Source organism: Streptomyces sp. T39, assembly GCF_008042045.1.
In the GTDB taxonomy this organism is placed as follows: domain Bacteria; phylum Actinomycetota; class Actinomycetes; order Streptomycetales; family Streptomycetaceae; genus Streptomyces.
Genome location: NZ_RDBP01000035.1, coordinates 1 through 3563, shown reverse-complemented (window position 1 = coordinate 3563; position 3563 = coordinate 1). Strand labels below are relative to the sequence as shown.

At 72.3% G+C, this 3563-nt stretch carries 2 protein-coding genes and 1 pseudogene; 1 reads left to right on the top strand and 2 read right to left on the bottom strand.

Annotated features, from left to right (window positions below; translation table 11 throughout):
* Nucleotides 1–24: 24 nt before the first annotated feature.
* Both EAO77_RS22360 and EAO77_RS22355 read right to left on the bottom strand, forming a co-directional pair.
* Entirely contained in the window at nucleotides 25–1257 is a 1233-nt protein-coding gene (locus EAO77_RS22360; protein WP_147990094.1) for a DUF4032 domain-containing protein, read from the bottom strand.
* A gap of 245 nt (nucleotides 1258–1502) precedes the next feature.
* Nucleotides 1503–1694, bottom strand: a pseudogene (locus EAO77_RS22355) (acyl-CoA dehydrogenase family protein); the annotation flags it as partial.
* Between the two features lie 503 nt (nucleotides 1695–2197).
* On the opposite strand from EAO77_RS22355, the gene EAO77_RS22350 reads away from it, so the two are divergent.
* A partial coding sequence (locus EAO77_RS22350) for an FAD-binding dehydrogenase (protein ID WP_261994107.1) occupies nucleotides 2198–3563 on the top strand: 1366 nt, incomplete at its 3' end.

Genomic DNA, 3563 nt, shown 5'->3' with positions numbered 1-3563 from the left:
CCGGTGGTCCCGGAGCCCCGTCGGCTACTCCTCCGCTGCCTCCCGCCCGTCGTCGGCCTTCGCGAGGACGGTGGTGACGAAGTCGTCGACGGCCGCCTGGAGCCCGATGTCCTGCTGGGCCTGCTCGGAGAGGAACCAGCGGTGCTCCAGGAGCTGGTGGTAGAGCTCGGCCGGGTCCAGGGAACCCCGGCACCGCAGGGGCACCGCGCGGACGGTGGGGCGGAAGACGTCGCGTACCCACCGGTGGCCCAGGACTTCGGGGCGGGCGCCGAGGGGATCACCGGGGGCGTAGTCGTCCTGGGTGGCCATCCAGCTCTCCAGGTCCGCCAGCAGCCGGCGGGCCTGGTTCTCCTCCGTGTCGAGGCCGGTGAGGCGCAGCAGCTGGCGCTGGTGGTGGCCGGCGTCGACGACCTTGGGGACGAAGGTGACCGTGTCGCCCTCGGGCGAGGTGGCGATCTGCATCTCCGCCACGTCGAAGCCGAGGTCGTTGAGCCGGCGCACCCGGCGCTCGATGTAGTGGTACTTGCCCGCCGGATAGACGGAGGTGCGGGTCAGCTCGCGCCACAGCTCCTCGTACCGACGGCAGATCTCGGTGCCGAACGCGATGGGGTCGACCGACGGGTGGAGCGCGCCGGCGGCCTCCAGGTCGAGCATCTCGCCGCTGATGTTGACCCGGGCCAGTTCGATGTCGTACTCGCGCTGGCCGGTGCTGAGCCGCGCGTGCGTCTCGCCGGTCTCGGCGTCGACGAGATAGGCGGCGTAGGCCCCGGCGTCCCGGCGGAAGAGGGTGTTGGACAGGGAGCAGTCGCCCCAGGCGAACCCGACCAGGTGCAGGCGGACGAGCAGCACGGCCAGGGCGTCCATCAGCCGGTGGACGGTGGCGGGGCGCATGGTGGTCTCGAACATGGAGCGGTAGGGCAGGGAGCCGCCGAGGTGGCGGGTGATGAGCACGGGCTCCAGGGGCTCGCCGCCGGGCCCGGTGCGGCCGGTGACGACGGCGAGCGGGTCGACCGCGGGTATGCCGAGCCGGTGGAGGTCACGGAGCAGTTCGTACTCGCGCACGGCCGGGCGTTCGGCGAGTTCCTTGACGGCGACGATCTCCGTGCCCGCCGCGGCGTAGCGCACCACATGGCGCGAGATGCCGCGCGGCAGCTGCACCAGGTGCTGCTCGGGCCACTCCTCCAGCGGTGCGTGCCAGGGGAGTTCGAGGAGCAGGGCGGGGTGCTCGGGGTTGGTGGCGGTGAACTGGAGGGCCATCGGTTCCTCGCTGGTGGCAGGGGCTGCGGGTGCGACTGCTGCGCAGGGCGCCCCGGCCGGGCCGGAGGGCTGTTCTTCTCACGGCACGGCGTGTGCGCTCCGTCGCGCGCCGGCGCCCCGGCGGCGCATGGCTTCGACGACGGGCGCCGCGGGTGACACGCAATGATCCCATGCCGCCGCGGCGGTGCGTGCGGGCCCCTGCCGGGGGCGGGTTGGGCGCGGCAGGCGCGGACCGGGGCCGGGGGGCCCGCGCCGCCGAACTCCTCGGGCACGTTGATGCCGAAGACGCCCAGCTCGCCGAGCTTGAGGTAGAAGTCCCGCGGCGCCTGCCCGGCCGCGAACCACTCGTCGTAGACGGGGACGACCTCGGCCTCGATGAAGGCGCGGATCGTGTCCCGGAACGCCTCGTGGTCCTCGTTGAAAACGGTACGGCGCACGGACGCCTCCCTCGTAGTGGTCACACGGATGTGTCACGGATATATCTAAGCGCTTGCTCAGTCCAAGTTACCGGGCGGTTGTCGAAGCTGTCCAGAGTGACATCGCGCACGGTCGGAGCCGCCGCGGACGCGGTGGGTCCGAACTCGCCGGTAATAAGGCGCTGCACGCCTCTGGCTGACCGCTTCCACCATGGGCTACCGTCGGTAACCCTTGCCGCCCCGGCAGTCTCCTCCGCACCTCCCACCCCCCTCCCGCGGGTGTGCCCAGCCGTGCCCGCGGCCGTCCCGGAAGGCAGTCACTGGTGGAGAGCCCCAGCACGGACAACGGATCGCAGACCGGTCCCGCCGCCCCCTCCGGCGTCACCCGCCGCCACGCCCTGACCGTCGCGGGCGGCGCGTTCGCCGCCGCCGCGGTCGCCTCGGCCGCCCCCGCCTTCGGCGCGGAGCCGCAGTCCGCCGACGCCATCGTCGTCGGCCACGGACTCGCCGGACTCGTCGCCACCATGGAACTCGCCGCCGCCGGACGCAAGGTCCTGCTGCTCGACCAGGAACCCGAGGCGAGCCTCGGCGGCCAGGCGTTCTGGTCCTTCGGCGGCCTCTTCTTCGTGGACTCCCACGAACAGCGCCTGATGGGCGTCAAGGACTCCAAGGACCTCGCCTGGCAGGACTGGCTCGGCACCGCGCGCTTCGACCGCGGCGTGGACGACCCGGCCGGGCAGGACCACTGGGCGCGCAAGTGGGCCGAGGCGTACGTCGACTTCGCCGCGGGGGAGAAGCGGTCCTGGCTCGCCGGGCTCGGCATGCAGTGGTTCCCGATCGTCGGCTGGGCCGAGCGCGGCGGCGGCCTCGCCGACGGACACGGCAACTCGGTGCCCCGCTTCCACATCACCTGGGGCACCGGCCCCGCCGTCGTGGAGCCCTTCGAGAAGAAGGTCCGGCAGGCGGTCGCGGCGGGCAAGGTGACGTTCCGCTTCCGCCACCGGGTCGACGAGCTGATCACCAGCGGCGGCACCGTGACCGGTGTCCGGGGCGCCGTCCTGGAGCCGAGCGGCGCCGCCCGCGGCAGGCCCAGCTCCCGCACGGTCGTCGGCGCCTTCGAACTCCGCGCGCCGGTCGTCGTGGTGACCTCCGGCGGCATCGGCGCCGACCACGACCTGGTGCGCCGCAACTGGCCGGCTCGTCTCGGCACCCCGCCCAAGACCATGATCACCGGCGTCCCGGCCCATGTGGACGGCCGGATGCTCGGCATCACCGAACGCGCGGGCGGCCGGATCGTCAACCCCGACCGGATGTGGCACTACACGGAGGGCCTGCGCAACTACGACCCCATCTGGCCCGGCCACGGCATCCGCATCCTGCCCGGACCGTCCTCGATGTGGTTCGACGCCACCGGCAAGCGCTTCGGCGCCCCCGACCTCCCCGGCTACGACACCCTGCACACCCTGAAGTCGATCACCGCCGGCGGCCACGACTACTCGTGGTTCGTCACCACGCAGAAGATCATCGCCAAGGAGTTCGCCCTCTCCGGCTCGGAGCAGAACCCCGACCTCACCAAGAAGGACCTGCTGATGCTGCTCTCCCGCATCTGGCAGACGCCCGAGCCGATCGAGCGCTTCAAGAAGTACGGGGAGGACTTCGTCGTCGCCTCCTCGCTCCCCGAGCTGGTGCACGGCATGAACCGGCTCACCGGCGACAACCTGATCGACCTCGCCGACCTCCAGCGCCAGATCGAGGCGCGCGACCGCGAGATCACCAACCCGTACACCAAGGACCTCCAGGTCATGGGCATCCGCAACGCCCTCGCCTACCCCGGGGACACGCTCAGCCGGACCGCCTCCGTCCACCGCATCCTCGACCCGGACGCGGCCC

Coding starts and splice junctions, on each gene's coding strand:
- EAO77_RS22360 (WP_147990094.1), bottom strand. CDS start 1,257: ATGGCCCTCCAGTTCACCGCCACCAACCCCGAGCACCCCGCCCTGCTC.